Raw genomic sequence first — 18,073 nt, forward strand, 5'->3', positions numbered from 1 at the left:
CCAACTCCTCGTCGAGCTGGGCAGGGATGTGCGGACGGAGTTAGAGTAACCGAACGATCGGTCGGGACAAGGGGCCCCAAGAAACCTGTGGACAACTCATGGGGGAGGATCGCGGTCATGACCACGGCCAAGCGGGACACGTACACCCCGGAGACCCTCCTCACCGTTGCCGTCCGTGTCTTCAACGAGCGCGGTTACGACGGCACGTCCATGGAGCATCTCTCCAAGGCGGCGGGCATCTCCAAATCGTCGATCTACCACCATGTGACCGGCAAGGAAGAGCTGCTGCGGCGCGCGGTGAGCCGGGCGCTCGACGGGCTGTTCGGGATTCTCGAGGAGCCGGGCGCTACGCGGGGGCGGGCGATCGAGCGGGTCGAGTACGTGACGCGCCGCACCGTCGAGGTGCTGATGGACGAATTGCCGTACGTCACGCTGCTGCTGCGCGTGCGCGGCAACACCGCGACCGAGCGCCTGGCCCTGGAGCGGCGGCGCGAGTTCGACCAGCGGGTGTCGGAACTGCTCAAGGCCGCCGTGGCGGACGGCGACCTGCGCGCCGACGTGGACATACGCATGGCCACACGGCTGCTCTTCGGGATGGTGAACTCCCTGGTCGAGTGGTACCGCCCGCAGCCGGGTGGCTCGGCCGAGAGGGAGCAGCTGGCCGACACCGTCGTCCAGCTGGCCTTCGAGGGGATGCGGGCCAGCCGCTGATCCGGCCCGGTCCGAACGCGAAGCCCTAGGTGAGCTCTGCCGTGCGGTCCGGGCGGGGGCCCAGGTCGGTCTCCTCGAACACCAGCAGGGTGCGGGTGGAGAGCACCTCGGGTATGGCCTGGATCCTGGTCAGGACCAGTTCGCGCAGTGCCCGGTTGTCCGGGGTGTGGACCAGGAGCAGGACATCGAAGTCGCCGCTGACCAGGGCGATGTGGGTGGCTCCCGGTAGGGCCTGGAGCTGTTCGCGCACGGTGCGCCAGGAGTTCTGGACGATCTTGAGTGTGATGTACGCGGAGGCGCCCTGCCCCGCCCGCTCGTGATTCACCCGTGCGCTGAAGCCGCGGATGACTCCGTCCTCGACGAGGCGGTTGATCCGTGCGTAGGCGTTGGCCCGCGATACGTGGACGCGTTCGGCGACAGCCCGTACCGAGGCGCGGCCGTCCGTCTGCAGGATGCGGAGGATGTCGCGGTCGACGGAGTCCAGCGGCCGCGCGGGCGGAACCTGGCCGGGGCCCTCGCCCTTGTCGGCCATTTGTTCAGCTGCCATCTGCCCGTGCCTCCCTGCTGTGGACGACCTGTCTCTATCCCAGGCTGTGGAGAACCGTTTGTCCACAGGCTGACGGTGCCTGTAGCCAAAATGCGCCCACGACCGAACAATCGGTAGGTGAGGCACACCACTCCCATGCCTCGCCTATTCCTTGACATTCCTGAAGATTTCGAACACCCCTCGATGTATCTCGATGCCAGGAGGTGCTTGTCATGACGGTCCAAGAGCTGCCCGGCGCAGCCGCCTACAGGCCCACGCCGCCCCCGGCCTGGAAGCCGCTCACCGACCCCGCGCCGCTGCTCCCGGACCCCGAGCCGTACCGCGTGCTCGGTACGGACGCCGCGGCCGACGTCGACCCCGAGCTGCTGCTGCGGCTCTACGGGGAGCTGGTGCGAGGCCGCCGGTACAACACGCAGGCGACCGCCCTGACCAAGCAGGGCAGGCTCGCGGTGTATCCGTCGAGCACCGGTCAGGAGGCGTGCGAGATCGCGGCGGCGCTCGTGCTGGAGGAGCGCGACTGGCTGTTTCCCAGCTACCGGGACACTCTCGCCGCCGTGGCGCGCGGTCTCGACCCGGTGGAGGCGCTGACGCTGCTGCGGGGAGACCGGCACACCGGTTACGACCCGCGTGAGCACCGCATCGCCCCGCTGTGCACCCCCCTGGCCACCCAGTTGCCGCATGCCGTGGGTCTGGCCCACGCGGCGCGGCTCAAGGGCGACGACGTGGTGGCACTCGCCATGGTCGGTGACGGCGGGACGAGCGAGGGCGATTTCCACGAGGCGCTCAATTTCGCGGCCGTGTGGCGTGCCCCGGTGGTCTTCCTCGTGCAGAACAACGGCTTTGCCATCTCCGTGCCGCTGGCCAAGCAGACGGCGGCACCGTCCCTGGCCCACAAGGCTGTGGGGTACGGCATGCCGGGCCGCCTGGTCGACGGAAACGACGCGGCGGCCGTGCACCAGGTGCTCGGCGAGGCGGTGGCCCGGGCCAGGCGTGGTGAGGGGCCGACGCTGGTCGAGGCCGTCACGTACCGCATGGAAGCCCATACGAACGCCGACGACGCCACCCGGTACCGCGTTGACAGCGAGGTGGAGGCGTGGCGTGCGCACGATCCGATCCGGCTGCTGGAGCGGGAGCTGACCGGTCGCGGGCTGCTGGACGAGGACGGCATCGGGACGGTGCGGGAGGCGGCGGAACGCATGGCGGCGGGGTTGCGCGACCAGATGAACGCTGATCCGGTGCTCGATCCGATGGACCTGTTCTCCCATGTCTACGAGGAACAGACCGAGCAGTTGCGTGAGCAGGCGGCCCGGTTGAGGGTCGAGTTGGACGCCGAGCACGGCGAGAGCGGCGCGGAGGAAGGTCGATGACGACTGTGGCGGCGACGGCCGGCGAGCGGGCGGGCACGGCCAAGCCGGCCACCATGGCGCAGGCGCTCGGTCGTGCGCTGCGCGACTCGATGGCCGAGGACCCGACCGTCCACGTGCTCGGTGAGGACGTCGGCACACTCGGCGGTGTCTTCCGCGTCACGGACGGTCTGGCGAAGGAGTTCGGCGACGACCGCTGTACGGATACGCCGCTGGCCGAGGCGGGAATCCTCGGCGCGGCGGTCGGTATGGCGATGTACGGGCTGCGGCCCGTCGTCGAGATGCAGTTCGACGCGTTCGCCTATCCGGCGTTCGAGCAGCTGATCAGCCATGTCGCGAAGATGAGGAACCGGACCCGGGGCGCCATGCCGCTGCCGATCACGGTCCGGGTGCCGTACGGCGGCGGGATCGGCGGGGTCGAGCACCACAGCGACTCCTCTGAGGCGTACTACATGGCGACGCCCGGTCTGCACGTCGTCATGCCGGCCACGGTCGAGGACGCGTACGGGCTGCTGAGGGAATCGATCGCCTCCGACGACCCGGTGGTCTTCCTGGAGCCGAAGAGGCTCTACTGGTCGAAGGCGGCGTGGTCGCCGGATGCGCCTGCCGTGGTCGAGCCGATCGGGCGGGCCGTTGTCCGCCGCTCGGGGCGCAGCGCGACCTTGATCACGTACGGGCCGTCGCTGCCGGTGTGCATGGAGGCGGCGGAGGCCGCCACGGCCGAGGGCTGGGATCTCGAGGTCGTGGACCTGCGTTCGCTCGTGCCGTTCGACGACGAGACGGTCGCGGCTTCGGTGCGGCGTACGGGCCGTGCGGTGGTCGTCCACGAGTCCTCCGGCTTCGGCGGTCCGGGCGGAGAGATCGCCGCCCGGGTCACCGAGCGGTGCTTCCACCATCTGGAAGCGCCGGTGCTGCGGGTGGCCGGGTTCGACATCCCGTATCCGCCCCCGATGCAGGAGCGCCACCATCTGCCGGGCGTGGACCGGGTGCTCGACGCGGTGGCCCGTCTTCAGTGGGAGGCGGACAACTGATGCCGCAGGTGCTCGAATTCAAGCTGCCCGATCTCGGTGAGGGGCTGACCGAGGCGGAGATCGTGCGCTGGCTGGTGGAGGTCGGCGATGTCGTCGCCATCGACCAGCCGGTCGTCGAGGTCGAGACGGCCAAGGCGATGGTGGAGGTGCCCTGCCCCTACGGGGGTGTGGTGACGGCGAGGTTCGGCGAGGAGGGTGCCGAACTTCCGGTCGGCGCACCGCTGCTGACGGTGGCTGTCGGGTCCCAGGAGCCGGTGACGGGACAGGGACCGGTTTCCGGTTCCTCGTCCGGATCTCGTGCCGCGACGGAGACGGGGCCGACGTCCGGCAGCGACTCTGGGTCCGGCAACGTGCTCGTGGGCTACGGCACGGGCGCACCTGCTGCGCGCCGCCGCCGGGTTCGGCCCGAGTCGTTCACGGGGACGGCCACGGCTCCGGGCGCGCCCACGGCTCCGCTTCCGGCCACGGCTCCGGCTCCGGTTCCGGTTCTGCCTGCGGTTCCTGCCGCGGAGGAGGCGCCGGGGCCCGTCGCGGTCATCTCTCCTCTCGTTCGGAAGCTCGCACGGCAGCACGGTCTCGATCTCCGGCTGGTGGCGGGTTCCGGGCGCGACGGGCTGATCCTGCGTGCTGATGTCGAATCCGCGATCAGGGTTGCGGAGGAGGAGCAGGTTGCCTCTGTGGTTCCGGCGTCTCGTCCGGTGGCCGCTTCGGCGTCCCGTTCGGCGGGTGAGCGGATTGCGTTGCGCGGGGTGCGCGGCGCTGTTGCCGACAAGCTGGCGCGCAGTAGGCGCGAGATTCCCGATGCCACGTGCTGGGTCGACGCCGATGCCACCGAGTTGATGGCGGCGAGGGCCGCGATGAACAAGGCCGGTGGTCCCACCGCGCCCAAGGTGTCGGTGCTCGCTCTGCTGGCGCGTATCTGCACAGCCGCTCTGGCCCGGTTCCCCGAGCTCAACTCGACTGTGGACACCGAGGCCCGTGAGATCGTCCGGCTGTCCGAGGTCCATCTGGGTTTCGCGGCCCAGACCGAGCGGGGGCTCGTCGTCCCGGTCGTCCGGGACGCGCACTCCCGGAATGTGGAGTCGGTCGGCGCGGAGATCGCCCGGCTGACCGAGGTGGCCCGGACGGGGAAGCTGACCCCGGCGGATCTGACCGGTGGGACGTTCACGCTGAACAACTACGGGGTGTTCGGCGTGGACGGGTCGACGCCGATCATCAACCACCCCGAAGCGGCCATGCTCGGGGTCGGCCGGATCGTGGCCAAGCCGTGGGTGCACGAGGGTGAGCTGGCGGTTCGCCAGGTCGTCCAGCTCTCGCTCACGTTCGACCACCGGGTCTGCGACGGCGGGACGGCGGGCGGATTCCTGCGGTACGTGGCCGATTGTGTGGAGCAGCCGGCGGTTCTGCTGCGCACGCTGTAGCCGGACGCGGGCTCCCCCGCGGGATCGGTGGGGCGGGGTGGCACTCATACTCGGAGCATGACCGTGTATGACGCCATCGTTCTTGCCGGAGGGGCCGCGAAACGGCTCGGGGGAGCCGACAAGCCAGGGGTCCGGGTGGGCGGCCGCGCGCTGCTCGACCGGGTGCTCGGCGTCTGCGCCGACGCCGGGGCCACCGTAGTGGTGGGCGGGCGAAGGCCTACCGCGCGTCCGGTCACCTGGACGCGCGAAGTACCACCGGGTGGCGGGCCGTTGGCCGCGCTCGGTGCAGGGATGCGGCACACGTCCGCGGAGAGCGTTCTGGTGCTCTCCGCGGATCTGCCGTTCCTGGGGGAGGCAACCGTCAGTTCGTTGCTGGCCGCTGTCGCGACAGGAGCTCACGAAGGCGCCCTGTGCACCGACCCGGACGGGCGGGACCAGCCGCTGGTCGCGGTATACCGAGCCGAGCCGTTGCGCCGTGAGCTCGCACTTCTCGCCACCGAGCACGGCAGCCTCGCCGGGCTGCCACTGCGGCTTCTGACCGGCGAACTGGACCTGGTGCGGGTCGAAGCCGGTCCCCTGGCCTCGTTCGACTGCGACACCTGGGAAGACATTGCTGCCGCCAGGGCGCGTATCAGGGAGCATGGGACCGTGCTGGATGAATGGATCAACGCAGTCAAGGACGAACTGGGCATCGAACTCGACGTCGACACCGGCGTTCTGCTCGACCTCGCCCGTGATGCCGCCCATGGCGTCGCCAGACCTGCCGCGCCTCTGACCACCTTCTTGGTGGGGTACGCGGCGGCGAAGGCGAGCAGCGGCGCGAGCCCGGAAGCCGCGGCCGAAGCGGTGGCGGAAGCCGCCAGGAAGGCCACCGCGCTCGCCCTCCGGTGGGAGGAAGAGGCGGGGAGCGGTAACGGGGCCGGCAACCCATGACGGCACTCGGAGGCGACGACGAGGGCTCTTTGCCGTCCGGACGTACGGGCAGCGGGTCCGGGACCCCGGCCCCGAATGTGGGCCGGGCTTCGTCGATGTCGGTGGAGGAGGTGTCGGCGGAGGAGGCGCGGGCCGCTGAAGAAGAGCGCGCCGTCGAGCAGGCCCTGGCACTCGTCGGGTGCCGGCCACAGGCTGCGCACCCGGCACCGGATCCCGCCCACTCGGCCGGCCTGTCCTCCTCGCCGGAGCCGTCCTCGCCGCCGGACTCGGCGAACGCGGAGTCCTCCGCCTCCCAGTCCTCCAGAGACCAGCCCTCCCGACCTCGGTCCCACAGCGACACACCCCCGGACTCCCCGGACTCCCCGAGTCGCTCCGGGGGGCCGTCCCCCGCGCGCGTCTCGCCCTCCGCCCAAGCCCGCCGCACGCGCGCCCACAGCACCCCCTGGTCCGAAGCGCGCGCTCTGGCTGAGCGCCTCGGCCGTGCCGCACCCCTAGCCGCCCATCGGCTTCCCCTGGACCGGGCGCTCGGCCACGTCCTGGCCGAGGCGGTTGTGGCGCTCACCGATCTCCCGTCCTTCGACACGTCCGCAATGGATGGATGGGCCGTTGCCGGACCGGGCCCGTGGACCGTACGTGCGGGTGAAGGGCTGCTCGCCGGACGCAGCGCGCCGGCGCCGCTTCCCGACGGTGAAGCGGTACGGATTGCCACCGGGGCCCGTATTCCGGTGGACGCCACCGCGGTCATCCGCAGCGAACACGCCCGCAGCGACGAGGCCAAGGGGCTGCTCCACGCGACGCGCAAGGTCGTCCCCGGGCAGGACATCAGGCCCCGCGGTCAGGAGTGCCGCTCCGGCGATCAGCTCCTGCCCGTCGGCACCCTGGTCACCCCTCCTGTGCTGGGCCTGGCAGCCGCTGCGGGTTACGACGCCCTCGTTGCCGTACCCCGGCCCCGGGTGGACGTGTTCGTTCTCGGCGACGAGCTCCTCACCGCCGGACTTCCGCACGACGGGCTGATCCGGGACGCACTCGGCCCCATGCTCGAGCCCTGGCTCCGGGCCCTGGGGGCCGATGTGACTGCCCCTCAACGCCTGGGCGATGACGCGAAGGCGCTCCGGCATGCCCTCACCACCTCGGATGCCGATCTGATCCTCACCACAGGTGGCACCGCCGCCGGGCCGGTCGACCACGTCCACCCGGTTCTGGCCGAGACGGGGGCCGAGCTGCTGGTCGACGGGGTGGCCGTGCGCCCGGGGCACCCCATGCTCCTTGCCCGGCAGGCCGACGGCGGCCCCTATGTGGTCGGGCTGCCCGGCAATCCACTCGCCGCCGTTTCCGGACTGCTCACCCTGGCCGAGCCTTTGCTTCGGGGGATCGCCGGACGAGCCCCTCAGGATCCGTACCGGGCGACAGTGCGGGACGAAGTGCACGGGCATCCGCACGACACCCGGCTCGTCCCGGTGGTCCATCGTGCGGACAGTGCGGGCGGCACGGACCACGTCGTTCCCCTGCATTACAACGGACCTGCGATGTTGCGCGGGGTCGCCGCTGCTGACGGACTGGCCGTTGTGCCGCCCGGCGGGGTACGGTCCGGCACCGAGGTGGAGATCCTCGATCTACCGTGGGCCTCGGCGACGCCGTGGACGGAAGGGTGTTTCACGTGAAACTTCCGGGCCAGGACGCGATGGCCAGGCGGGCGGACGAGCATGTCGTCCCCACTCGGGTGCTCCTGCCCCGACGGGTCGTCGACAGGCCGTTGCGCCAGGTCGCCAAGCGACTGGCGATGGCGCTGACGGTGCTGGCCACCACGGTCTTCATCGTCTGGATCGACCGAGACGGGTACCACGACAACGCCGACGGGAAGGTCGATTTCCTCGACGCCGTCTACTACGCGACGGTGACGCTGTCGACGACCGGATACGGCGACATCGTCCCCTACAGCCCGACTGCCCGACTGGTCAATGTGCTGCTCGTGACGCCGTTGCGCGTGCTCTTTCTGATCATCCTGGTCGGCACCACCCTCGAGGTCCTGACGGAGCGGACCCGGGAGGACTTCCGGCTGAACCGTTGGAGAACCAACTTGCGTGAACACACAGTTGTCGTCGGTTTCGGTACCAAGGGCCGCTCGGCAATCCAGACGCTCTGTGCCACGGGTCTCAAGAAGGACCAGATCGTCATCGTCGATCCGGCCGGCAAGGTGATCGAAGCGGCCAATGCCGAAGGCTTCGTCGGAGTGCTGGGCGATGCGACACGCAGCGATGTACTGCTGCGGGCGGAGGTCCAGAAAGCGCGTCAGATCATCATCGCCACTCAACGCGACGACACGGCGGTCCTTGTTGCGCTGACCGCACGTCAGCTCAACCGGGGCGCGAAAATCGTTGCCGCTGTGCGCGAGGAGGAGAACGCGCCTCTGCTGCGTCAGTCGGGCGCCGACGCCGTGATCACCAGCGCGAGCGCGGCGGGCCGTCTCTTGGGGCTCTCTGTGCTCAGCCCCAGCGCGGGCACGGTGATGGAGGATCTCATTCAGCAGGGAAGTGGTCTCGATCTCGTCGAACGGCCGGTGATAAAGGCCGAGGTGGGCAAGAGCGTCCGGGAGACCGACGACCTCGTGGTGAGTGTGCTGCGTGGCCACAGACTGCTCGGTTACGACGATCCGGCGGCCAGCCCTCTGCAGTTGACGGACCGGGTGATCACGATCGTGCGCGCCACCCCGCTTCACACGCCGCACTTGAACCATCCGCCGCAGTCCAACCAGCGCCACTAGGTCTCTTCCCCCGGGACGGTGCGTGTGCGTGTGCCGCGTTCGCCGGGCGGAGCGGAGTAGCCTCGCGGCCATGCATGCGATCACGATCCCCGAACCCGGTGGCCCCGAGGCGCTCGTATGGGCCGAGGTCCCCGATCCCGTACCAGGCGAGGGCGAGGTCCTCGTCGAGGTGGTGGCCAGCGCCGTCAACCGGGCCGACGTCCTGCAACGGCAGGGTTTCTACAACCCCCCGGCCGACGCCTCCCCTTACCCCGGTCTGGAGTGCGCGGGCCGTGTCGCCGCCCTGGGTCCGGGCGTGACCGGCTGGTCGGTGGGCGACGAAGTGTGCGGGCTGCTGTCGGGCGGTGGCTACGCGGAGAAGGTCGCCGTGCCGATCGGGCAGCTGTTGCCCGTGCCCGAGGGTGTGGACCTGGCGACGGCTGCCGCGCTGCCCGAGGTGACCGCCACGGTCTGGTCGAACGTCTTCATGGTCGCCCATCTGCGCCCCGGCGAGACGTTGCTGGTCCACGGCGGGTCCAGTGGGATCGGCACGATGGCGATCCAGCTCGCGAAGGCCGTCGGCGCGCGCGTCGCAGTGACCGCGGGCGGGGCGGAGAAGCTGGCACGCTGTCAGGAGCTCGGCGCCGACATCCTCATCGACTACCGCGAGCAGGATTTCGTCGAGGAACTGCGCAAGGCGACGGACGGTACGGGTGCCGACGTCATTCTCGACATCGTCGGGGCCAAGTACCTGGACCGGAACGTGCGTGCCCTGGCCGTCAACGGCAGGCTGGCGATCATCGGGCTCCAGGGGGGCGTCAAGGGCGAGCTGAATCTCGGCGCCCTGCTGAGCAAGCGTGCTGCCGTCACGGCCACCTCTCTGCGCGGTCGTCCGCTCGCGGAGAAGGCCGCGATCGTCGCAGCCGTACGGGAACATGTCTGGCCGCTGATCGGTGAGGGTGTCGTCCGGCCGGTCGTGGACCGCACGGTGCCGATGGCGGACGCTGCGGAGGCCCATCGGGTGCTGGAGTCGAGCGCGCACATCGGCAAGGTCCTCCTGCTCGCACCGGGCGCCTGACGCCGAGCAGCAGCCAAAGCGGGGCGCCGAGCACCGGGCACGGGGCGCCGAGCACCGGGCACCGAGCACCGGGCACGGACGCTGAGCACCGGGCACGGACGCTGAGCACTGAGCCCAAACGCCGCGCGCAGCACCCAGGCACCACCGCCTACGCGCAGGGGCCCGGCACACACAGCGTGTGCCGGGCCCCTGCGCGTACCGCGTTCTGCGGCCTGAGGTCGGATGACGAAGGCAAGGCCTACAGATACGGGCCGGATCGGGCCGGTCCGTGCGGGTCCATGCCGCCTTCCTCGTCCTCGTGGCCCACGCCAGGAGGGAGGGCGCGACGCATCTGTTCCAGCTGCGCACGGGCTGCCATCTGCTGGGCGAACAGGGCCGTCTGGATGCCGTGGAACAGGCCCTCCAGCCAGCCCACCAACTGGGCCTGCGCAATCCTCAGCTCGGCCTCGGAAGGGACCGACTCCTCGGTGAACGGCAGCGAGAGCCTTTCCAGCTCCTCCACCAACTCCGGCGCCAGCCCGTCCTCGAGCTCCTTCACCGAGCTCGAGTGGATCTCCTTGAGCCGGACCCTGCTCGCCTCGTCCAGAGGAGCCGCCCTGACCTCCTCAAGGAGCTGCTTGATCATGCTGCCGATGCGCATGACCTTCGCGGGCTGTTCGACCATCTCCGTCACCGGGACCTCGCGCGACTCGTCGTCACTGCCACCGCCGCCGATAGCCATTCCGTCCTGTCCCACCACAAGGACTTGAGGGTGCTCCTGCGACCGGTCATTCCTCGGCATCTCCATGCCGCCATTGTCTCGTATACCTGCTCCACATCACGGTGGTGCCCCCGGAAAGGGATGATCCACCCTTTCCGGGGGCACCGGAACAGCCGGTCAGCGGGCATTCACCCCGCGCGGCGGGCCAGTTTCAGCCGCGACCCGGCGAACGCGGCAGCGAGCAGCCCGGCCAGGACGGGCACGACCAGGGCCAGCAGCCCGATGGTCTCCCACGGCAGCACGATCGGCGTGTACGCGGAGTCCATGGGCTCCTTGCGCATGGCCGCCATCGCCTCGCGCAGATCGATCAGACGCAGCGACACCGCGGGCACGACACCGGCCACCGTGCCGAGCAGCACACCCGTGAGCGCGACCACCAGACACTGGAAGCCGGAGAGTGAACGCCGTACGCCCGGGGGCGCGCCCACCGCGCTGAGCGTGGTGAGGTCGGCCTCCGCGTCGGCCTTGGCCAGGCCGGTCGTGATGGCGGCGGCGCCCAGGGTCACCACGCCCGCGAACAGGGCGAGGATCAGCAGGATCACATCCTCGTCCCGGGATTCCGCTCCGGCCCCGTTCCCCGTCTGGAGGTAGGCGGAGCCCCCGGTCTGTGCGAACGCTGCCTGTACCGCCTGTTGTTCGGCGTCCGTCGGGGTGTGCGTGACGGTGTAGATGCTGCCGTAGTCCTGGGTGTGCAGTCCCAGCCGGTCCGCGGTCTCCTGCGGCAGGATCATGCGGATTCCGGGAGTGGCGGCGTATTTCCCGGGCGCGACGTACACCTTGATCCGGTCCGTGGTGGTCCTGGCCTTGCCCGGGTGCAGCTGGCGGTTCGCGGTGTCGCGCTCGTTGTACGTGTGCACGGCCTTCAGGGCGATCCGGCCGTTCTCCGCGTACGCAGGGTTGAGCAGAACGGGCGTGCCGTCCGCCAGTGCCCTGGCCGCCTCGGGGTCGTCGAGTTTCACGTACGAGGTCAGTACGGAAGCGTCTCCCACGACGATCTTGGCGATGCCCGAATCGAACGAGTACGCCTGGCGGTACTCGTCGACGCAGGCGGGGGAGCCCATCAGTTTCTTGTGGGCGTCGGCCGAGAGCCCTTCGGCGAGTTTCCTGGCTCCCGCTCCCTGAAGTGGGCAGCTGTGGCCCTTGCCGGTCGGCTTGACCAGCTCGAGTGTGCCGCAGCCGTTCTCCTCCTCGTAGTAGACGGAGCAGTCGGAGCCGGCCCAGACACGTCCGAAGTCGGCACGGCCGCCGCTGACGGCCAGGTTCCGCTCGACGGCGGCACGGGCCAGGGGGAGCTGATCGCCCTCCGTCGGCGGTGAGCCCACGAGCGCCGCTGTGCCGGGCGTGAGCATGGGTATGTGGTCGTACTCGTGCTCAGCCATCACGCTGGCCGTGTACGTGGCGATGGCCACGGTGCCCGCGACGGCGGCCATCACGGCGGCGACCGCAGGTGCGGTGCGGCCCCGGTTGCGGGCCGCGTCGCGCAGCGCCATCCGCGGGGAGAGCGGGAGCCGTGAGCCGAGCCGGCCCAGGAAGCCGACGATCACGGGGATGCAGGCGAGCACGCCGAGTTCGGCGACGACCGAGCCGCCGGCGACCAGTTCCGTGTTGCCCGTGGTGCCGCCGAAGACGGCGACAGCGATGCCGCCCGCCAGTGCCACACAGCCCACCGCGGGCAGGACGCGTGAGCTCCGGCGTGTTCCGCGGCGGCCCGTGAGGGATTCCAGCACCGACTGGCGGCCGGCCACGATCGCCGGGGCCAGCGCCGCCAGGATCCCGGTGACGAGGCCGATCACGGCGATCGCCAGCAGTTCCGAGGGGCGGATCTCGAGTTCGCCGAAGCGGTTCTCGGTCCAGCCCTCGATCAACGGGCGGAACAGGACGGTCAGCCCGAGACCGGCGGCGACACCGGCCACGGCGCCGAATCCGCCGAGCACCACGCCCCCGGCCAGCACCACCGCCCGTACCTGGCTCCGGTCACCTCCGCAGGTGCCGACGAGGCCGAGCTGCCTGCGCGAGCGGCGCGCACCGACCGCGAAGGCGGGGCCCGCCAGCAGGACGACCTCCAGGACGGCCATGGCGACAACGGTCACCACTGCCGTGCTCAGCTCTGCCGAGCCTTCCGGGAAGCCGCTTCCGGCCCGTGCGGCCAGCGGCACCTCGGAGTCCGGCGGCGGGTCGAGGGCCACCTGGCGGGACAGCACCAGGACGCCCTTCTTGTTGGCCGCGAGTACGTCCGACCAGGTGATACCGGCGCCGGGCGCACCCTGGACCAGCCACTTCGTGTCTCCGGGGTTGGGCGGAACGATCTTGTCGTCCTGGGCGGCCGCGGCCTTCCAGGGTGCGACGACCGCACCCGGGTCGGCGTACAGCGTGCTCGCGCCGAGCTCGCTGTGCAGTTCGACGCTTCCGGTGATCGTGTACGTCTGCTGGGGACCGCTCAGCGTCGTACGGGAGCCGATGGTCAGCCCGGTCGACTCGAGGAAGTGCTCTGTCGCGACGACCTCGTCCTTGCCTTCCGGGTACGTACCTTCGACCAGGTCGAGCTTGCCGCGGACCGCCGGGTCGGAGGTGCGCAGCTCCACGATCTCGATGTTGGCGATGCCGTGCCGGGTGGTGACCGTGGCGGGCACGGACTGCTCCGTGACGTACCGCGAGCCCTTCGGGAAGGCACTCGGTACGTCGACCGGCTTCGCGGTGCCGCTGTCCGGCTGCGGCGCGCCGGGCGGAACGTCGTAGGTCCTGAGGTCGGGCAGCTGCTCGACCTGGACGGGCCCGATGCCCGCCGAGCTGAACACGGCGTCCGCCGACCCCATCGCGGCGGTCAGCTTCTCGGCGGCGGTCGGCGTGGAGCTGCGGTACGTGACGTCGGCGGCGGTCACACCGAGGACCGGCAGGGCGATCATCGCGACGACGAGTGTGCTGCGGCCCTTGGACCGCAGGGCGTCGCGCCGGGCGATGCGGAGGGCGGCGCGCCACCCGGTGAAGAGCCTCACCTGGCACCCTCTGCGGTGAGCAGCGAGTCGGCGCCGGACGACAGGGTCTGGTCGACGATCGATCCGTCCCTGAGGAAGACGACGCGGTCGGCCCAGGCCGCGTACCGCGGCTCGTGCGTCACCATCACGCCGGCCGCTCCCTCGTCGCAGCGGTTGCGCAGCAGGGCGAGGACCGCTTCGCCGGTCTCGGAGTCGAGGGCCCCGGTGGGCTCGTCGGCGAGGACGAGGCGGCGGTCGCCCACGAGTGCGCGGGCGATGGCGACACGCTGCTGCTGGCCGCCGGACATCTCGTCCGGGAAGCGGTCGGCGATCTCGGTGAGGTGCATCTCCTCCAGTGAGGCGAGGGCCTCCTTGCGCGCCTTGCGGACGGATATGCCGTCGAGCTCACGGGGCAGGGCGATGTTCTCCGCGGCGGTGAGAGCGGGGATCAGGTTGTAGTCCTGGAACACGTACCCGACGCTGCGCCGGCGCAGGGCGGCGACGCCCTTGCGGCCGAGCGTGGAGATGTCCTGGCCCTCGATGACGACCTGGCCGCTGCTCGCGGCGTCGAGACCGCCGGCCAGGGTCAGCAGGGTGGACTTGCCGGAGCCGGACGGGCCCATCACGGCGACGAGCTCGCCCGCGTGCACGGAGAGGTTGATGCCGCGCAGGGCGTGCACCTCCGCGATGCCGGAGCCGTGGGTACGGGTCAGCGCCCTCAGTTCGAGGACGGGGGCGTCCACGGGGAGGCCGGAGGACGGGAAGGGTGCGGACGAGGACATGGTGGTTGGTTCCCCCTAGGAACGACGTGCGGAAGGTCGGGGCGGGCCGGATCGGTGTGTGGGCGGCGGTCTGTCACGGCCGGCGCGCCACACCGGCCCGGCGCAGGCGGTCAGCTGTCCGTCGGTCAGCGGCGGGTGCCGCGGAGCCGGGAGGCCGCTGTGCGGGCGCTTCCGCGACCGGTGGCCGCGGTGGACCCCGGCCCGGCAGCGGGTTCGGTGGCGGCGGCTTCGGCGAGGCGGACGAGGCGGGACTCGCAGTGGTCCAGCCAACGGGCCTCGGCCTCGGCCTGGAAGATCAGCTGCTCCACCACGAGGAGCCAGGCGACCTCGTCGCGGTCGGCGGGGACGTCCGCGAGTGCCTGCGCCTTCAGCCGCGTGTAGTCCTGCATGGCCTTCACGGTGTGGCTGCGCTGGGACTGGATGACGGCCCGGATGTCGACGCCGGGCGCCCCGACCGCCATCGCGAGCTTGATGGCCAGCTCGTCCCGGGGCGGGTTGCTGCGGTCGACCGGGGTCTCGAACCAGTTCCGCAGCTCGGTGCGGCCGTCGTCGGTGATCGAGTACAACGCGTGGCCCGCGTCGTCCTCACCGTCCTGGGCGACCATGCCGTCGCGTTCGAGCCGGCTGAGGGTCGTGTAGACCTGGCCGACGTTCAGCGGCCAGGTGGAGCCGGTGCGGGACTCGAATTCGGTACGGAGCTGGGAGCCGTACCGAGGCCCTCGCTCCAGGAGGGCAAGCAGCCCGTGGCGGATCGACATACTGAGTATGTATACCGAGTATGTTGCGAAGCGCAAGCCCCTCGCCGGTCAGTTCGCGCGGCGCAACCGGAATCCCAGGAACCCCAGACCCAGTCCGACCAGGGCGATTCCCACACCCAGTGACACCTGCTGCACCTGTCGTACGACGGGCTCGTCGAGTGCCTGCCGTGTGGTCCGGCCGCGCTCCGGGAACGCCTCGGGCGGAGGTGTGGTCGCAGGCACGGGATCCGCCTCCGGCGGGACCTCGTCGGCGGAGGCCGAGGCGTCCGCGAGCTCCATGGGCGACAGCGACCGCCCGGGCCGCGCACGGCCCTCTCCGGCCTGCCTCCCGGCCATGGGCGTTTCTGTGTGCTCGGAGGAGTAGGAGCGGGGCAGGGCAGGTGGAAGGTCTACCGAGAGGGCAGGACGGGAGTTGCTGGATCGCGAAGGCTCGTCACAGGTCTGTGCGTGTCTACCCGGAAAGGTGTTTCGGTAGGCAGGAATCGACTTTCCGGGGGCCTCGCACCTGTGAGAGGCGCTATCGGCGTACGCTCCGCTTGCGAAGCTCAGGTGCGCTCCGAGGCTGACGGTGATGCATGCCAGGACGACGCCTGATCGCAATGGAATCCATGTCAGCTCCATGGGGCAAGAGTCGCACGAGGGGGCGGGCGCGGCATCTCGTCCATCAAGCAGTCGGCCAGGCGTACGCTGTACGCCCGGCCGAATGCTTGATGCGGAATCAATGACTATTTGTAGGCGTTGAGCTTCCATGCGCTATAGGCGCAGTTGAGGATGTCATCGCCCTCACCCCGGATTACCTGAAGTCGTACGTGGGTGATGCCCTGGGGGTCGCTGAGAGTGGTGGTCCACTCCGGCTGGGCCCCCTTTCCGCCGTAGTTGTACCGCCATGCCCAGTTGGCGACGCTGTTGTCGCTCGCTTCGTGTTGAGCCGAAGGCGGGCGTGGTGGTCATCGGCCAATAGGTCGCCCGATGGGAACGCACTTCACTGAGGTACGTCTTGCTTGCCTTATGCAAGCGTCACCTTGGGCGCCGGTGGTCTCGGCGGACAGCACTGCCCCGTATGCGGCTGACGCCGATGACGTCGTGGCAACAGTCAAGAATGCGGCCGATGCTGCAAGGAACAGCATGGATTTGCCTCGAAGGCGCATTCCCCCCATGGTTGATTTCTTGCAGAGGGAGTACTAGTTCCTTGACAGATCATGTTCAAGGCCGCTGATTCCGGACATCGTCAGGCGGGGTCGCCCGTGGAGACCTTCAGTTCGAAGTGGGCACCGCGCTCCGGCACAGCCGTACCGGGCGAGGGGAACTGCCCCACGACCTGGCCTTCGGCGTACGTGTTGCCCGGCTCACTGATTTCCTTGATCGTCCAGCCTGCGGCCAGAGCGCAATCCTTCGCCGAAAGGATGTCCTTGTAGACGAACTTCGGCGCCTGGACCTTCGTCGGGTCGTCCGTGTCCTCTGTGGCGTCCGTGCAGTCTTCCGTGTCCATCGTCCGGTTCCGCTCCGGCGGCCTGTGCTCGCCCGCCACCGTCGACTCGCTGGTGTCCGGGTCGCCGCCCTTGCCGTTGTCCGGGTCGTCCTTCATGTTCAGGAAGGTGACCAGGCCGCCGATCGCGAGCAGGGCGACCACGATCGAGCCCACGACGACCGGCATGTTGCGCTTGGAGCCGCCGCCGTTGACGGCGGTGGAGGACTGCGGGGACAGCGTGTACGGGGGCGGCGTCTGGTGGGCCAGGGGCGCGTGGGTGCCGTACGGCTGGGGAGCCTGTGGGTAGCCGTAACCCGCAGTGGGTGCGGGGGTCGCCGGGCCGTACGGGCCGGGCTGGTGGTGCTGGTGGGTCTGCGGCTGGTACGGGGTCTGCACGCTGTGCGGTGCGGGTGTGGTCTGGTCGACGGGCGGGAAGACCGCCGAGCCGACGCCCGAGCCGCTGTTCGCCGGGGCGCTGCCACCGATGATCACGGGAGCGCCCGCATGGCCGCCGGCGCTCAGGACGCGGACGACCTCGTCCTGCATCGCGGCAGCACTGGGGAAGCGCTCGTTCGGGTTCTTCTTCAGCGCGCGGGCGACGAGCGCGTCCATCGCGGGAGTGATCGACCGGTTGATGCTGGACGGCGCGACCGGCTCCTCCTGCACATGCGCGTAGGCGATGGCGAGAGGGGAGTCCGCTTCGAACGGGATCCGGCCGGTGAGCAGCTGGAAGAGCATGATGCCGACCGAGTAGAGGTCGGACCTGGCGTCCACGCCGCGGCCGAGGGCCTGCTCGGGCGAGAGGTACTGGGGCGTACCGACGACCATGCCGGTCTGGGTCATCGAGGTGACGCCCGACTGCATGGCGCGGGCGATGCCGAAGTCCATGACCTTGACGACGCCGCGCTTGGTCATCATCACGTTGCCGGGCTTGATGTCGCGGTGGACCAGGCCCATCTCGTGGCTGGTCTCCAGCGCGGCGAGCACGTCGGCCGTCACCTTGAGCGCCTTGTCGGCGGGCATGGCGCCGTAGTTCTGGATGTCCGCCTGGAGGACGGAGCCGAGCGGCTGCCCCTCGACGTACTCCATGACGATGTACGGCATCAGCGCACCGCCGAGCTCGTCCTCGCCCGTGTCGAACACCGAGACGATGTTGGTGTGCTGCAGCTTGGCGACGGCCTGCGCCTCGCGCCGGAACCGCTCGCGGAAGGACTGCTCGCGCCCCAGCTCCGTGTGCAGCGTCTTGATCGCGACCTGCCGGTCGAGGGCGGCGTCGTACGCGAGGTAGACGGACGCCATCCCGCCTTCGCCGAGAAGGTCGCGCAGCTGGTAGCGGCCGCCGGCCACGGAACCGCCCGCGTAGCGACCCTGTGCACCGTGTGCGCCGTCCTGGCTCATGACTTGCATCCCCCTCGGCGCCCACGGACGCGTGATCCCTATTACGGGCCAAGTCTGCCCGAGGGGTCCGACACGTCAAGCCAGGTGCCCGTTCCGTGACCCTACGCACA

At 70.2% G+C, this 18,073-nt stretch carries 15 protein-coding genes; 8 read left to right on the top strand and 7 right to left on the bottom strand.

The genetic code is table 11. The annotated features are described in order from the left end of the window. The first annotated feature begins 117 nt into the window (after window positions 1–117). Window positions 118–711: a TetR/AcrR family transcriptional regulator gene (locus OG844_RS27160; RefSeq protein ID WP_329209195.1), complete on the top strand. Its 594-nt coding sequence runs from the start codon at window positions 118–120 to the stop codon at window positions 709–711. Window positions 712–736: 25 nt separating this feature from the next. On the opposite strand, the gene OG844_RS27165 is transcribed toward OG844_RS27160, so the two are convergent. Next, complete coding sequence (locus tag OG844_RS27165) at window positions 737–1,258, bottom strand: Lrp/AsnC family transcriptional regulator (RefSeq protein ID WP_406393766.1); 522 nt, start codon at window positions 1,256–1,258, stop codon at window positions 737–739. 212 nt (window positions 1,259–1,470) lie between these two features. Between OG844_RS27165 and pdhA the strand changes: the two genes are divergently transcribed. The 7 genes from pdhA to OG844_RS27200 all read left to right on the top strand — a co-directional run bounded on the left by pdhA (window position 1,471) and on the right by OG844_RS27200 (window position 9,825). After that, window positions 1,471–2,625 (top strand): pyruvate dehydrogenase (acetyl-transferring) E1 component subunit alpha, encoded by a 1,155-nt coding sequence (gene pdhA / locus OG844_RS27170; protein ID WP_406393768.1) that lies wholly within the window; start codon window positions 1,471–1,473, stop codon window positions 2,623–2,625. Next, a complete protein-coding gene (locus OG844_RS27175; RefSeq protein ID WP_406393769.1) occupies window positions 2,622–3,653 on the top strand; it encodes an alpha-ketoacid dehydrogenase subunit beta in 1,032 nt (343 codons plus the stop codon). Before pdhA ends, OG844_RS27175 begins: the two co-directional genes overlap by 4 nt. Next, window positions 3,653–5,074, top strand: a complete 1,422-nt coding sequence (locus OG844_RS27180; protein ID WP_406393771.1) for a dihydrolipoamide acetyltransferase family protein — start codon at window positions 3,653–3,655, stop codon at window positions 5,072–5,074. Before OG844_RS27175 ends, OG844_RS27180 begins: the two co-directional genes overlap by 1 nt. Before the next feature lie 57 nt (window positions 5,075–5,131). Beyond that, window positions 5,132–6,007 (top strand): NTP transferase domain-containing protein, encoded by an 876-nt coding sequence (locus OG844_RS27185; protein WP_406393773.1) that lies wholly within the window; start codon window positions 5,132–5,134, stop codon window positions 6,005–6,007. A gap of 95 nt (window positions 6,008–6,102) precedes the next feature. Further along, window positions 6,103–7,668, top strand: a complete 1,566-nt coding sequence (locus OG844_RS27190) for a molybdopterin-binding protein (RefSeq protein ID WP_406396274.1) — start codon at window positions 6,103–6,105, stop codon at window positions 7,666–7,668. Then, entirely contained in the window at window positions 7,626–8,768 is a 1,143-nt protein-coding gene (locus tag OG844_RS27195) for a potassium channel family protein (RefSeq protein WP_406393775.1), read from the top strand. Before OG844_RS27190 ends, OG844_RS27195 begins: the two co-directional genes overlap by 43 nt. A gap of 70 nt (window positions 8,769–8,838) precedes the next feature. After that, window positions 8,839–9,825, top strand: a complete 987-nt coding sequence (locus OG844_RS27200) for an NAD(P)H-quinone oxidoreductase (protein ID WP_406393777.1) — start codon at window positions 8,839–8,841, stop codon at window positions 9,823–9,825. Window positions 9,826–10,063: 238 nt separating this feature from the next. Here the strand turns inward: OG844_RS27200 and OG844_RS27205 are convergent, their stop codons facing one another. The 6 genes from OG844_RS27205 to OG844_RS27230 form a co-directional block, all read right to left on the bottom strand. Then, window positions 10,064–10,612 carry a bacterial proteasome activator family protein gene (locus tag OG844_RS27205; protein ID WP_406393779.1) on the bottom strand — a complete coding sequence of 183 codons (549 nt, stop codon included), beginning with the start codon at window positions 10,610–10,612 and terminating at the stop codon, window positions 10,064–10,066. A gap of 101 nt (window positions 10,613–10,713) precedes the next feature. Then, window positions 10,714–13,578 carry an FtsX-like permease family protein gene (locus OG844_RS27210; protein ID WP_406393781.1) on the bottom strand — a complete coding sequence of 955 codons (2,865 nt, stop codon included), beginning with the start codon at window positions 13,576–13,578 and terminating at the stop codon, window positions 10,714–10,716. After that, entirely contained in the window at window positions 13,575–14,339 is a 765-nt protein-coding gene (locus tag OG844_RS27215; RefSeq protein ID WP_406393783.1) for an ABC transporter ATP-binding protein, read from the bottom strand. Before OG844_RS27215 ends, OG844_RS27210 begins: the two co-directional genes overlap by 4 nt. A 125-nt stretch (window positions 14,340–14,464) precedes the next feature. Then, window positions 14,465–15,097 (bottom strand): PadR family transcriptional regulator, encoded by a 633-nt coding sequence (locus tag OG844_RS27220; protein ID WP_406393785.1) that lies wholly within the window; start codon window positions 15,095–15,097, stop codon window positions 14,465–14,467. Window positions 15,098–15,145: 48 nt separating this feature from the next. Continuing rightward, window positions 15,146–15,433, bottom strand: coding sequence for a hypothetical protein (locus OG844_RS27225; RefSeq protein ID WP_406393787.1), 288 nt, complete (start codon window positions 15,431–15,433; stop codon window positions 15,146–15,148). Between the two features lie 892 nt (window positions 15,434–16,325). Next, window positions 16,326–17,963 (bottom strand): protein kinase domain-containing protein, encoded by a 1,638-nt coding sequence (locus OG844_RS27230; RefSeq protein WP_406393789.1) that lies wholly within the window; start codon window positions 17,961–17,963, stop codon window positions 16,326–16,328. Window positions 17,964–18,073: the final 110 nt, after the last annotated feature.

The organism is Streptomyces sp. NBC_00887 (assembly GCF_045207585.1).